This is a genomic window from Streptomyces carpinensis, assembly GCF_002154505.1.
GTDB classification, from domain to species: domain Bacteria; phylum Actinomycetota; class Actinomycetes; order Streptomycetales; family Streptomycetaceae; genus Streptomyces; species Streptomyces carpinensis.
The window spans coordinates 1-553 of sequence record NZ_MUBM01000703.1 but is presented as its reverse complement, the minus strand read 5'-3'; the positions used below and the strand labels follow the sequence as shown (position 1 = coordinate 553).

The following is a 553-nucleotide window of genomic DNA, read 5'->3' as shown; positions in this document are numbered from 1 at the left end:
GTGCCCGCCTCGGCACCCTCGCCCGTTCCGCCCGCCCTCGTCGCTTTGGCCCGCAAGGTCGCCGATGAACACCGAGCCCGGACGGGCGCCGCCATCGACACCTCGACCCTTCGAGCCCGGCTCGGTGTCCCACTGCCGCTCGCCGAAGCCATCGCCGCACAACTCACCTGATCAACGGAGGACTTCCGACTATGCGTCCGTCCACGCTCCGCGCGCTGAACCGTGCCGCCGAGCTGACCCGACAGAACCGCCTCACCGAAGCAATGCTCATCGCCGAACCCGTGATCCTCACCGCCGACGAGTACGAGGGCGAGGAGATCCGGCAGTGGCTGCTCGACCACGTCGCCGACTTCACCGGCGAGAACCACGAGAGCTGGAAGGAACTGCCCTGATGCCCGCCAGTCCCCGCTTCCGCCGCGTCGTCCGCATCGGGCCCGTTCAGGTCGCCACCTACTACGACGGCCGGGGCCGTGAGAAGCACACCGCCGTCTGCACGGCTCCGCGCTGCGGCTTCGCCACGGAGTACGACAGCCGGGCCGCCGCCGAGCTGGCC

At 70.3% G+C, this 553-nt stretch carries 2 protein-coding genes and 1 pseudogene; all 3 read left to right on the top strand.

From position 1 onward, the window contains the following. A pseudogene (locus BZY54_RS54450) lies at window positions 1-171 on the top strand (DUF2637 domain-containing protein); the annotation flags it as partial. Window positions 172-191: 20 nt separating this feature from the next. After that, complete coding sequence (locus BZY54_RS48095; RefSeq protein WP_086731549.1) at window positions 192-392, top strand: hypothetical protein; 201 nt, start codon at window positions 192-194, stop codon at window positions 390-392. Further along, window positions 392-553 (top strand): mobile element transfer protein (locus tag BZY54_RS48090; protein ID WP_086731548.1); only part of this gene is annotated, 162 nt, incomplete at its 3' end. The genes BZY54_RS48095 and BZY54_RS48090, both read left to right, overlap by 1 nt.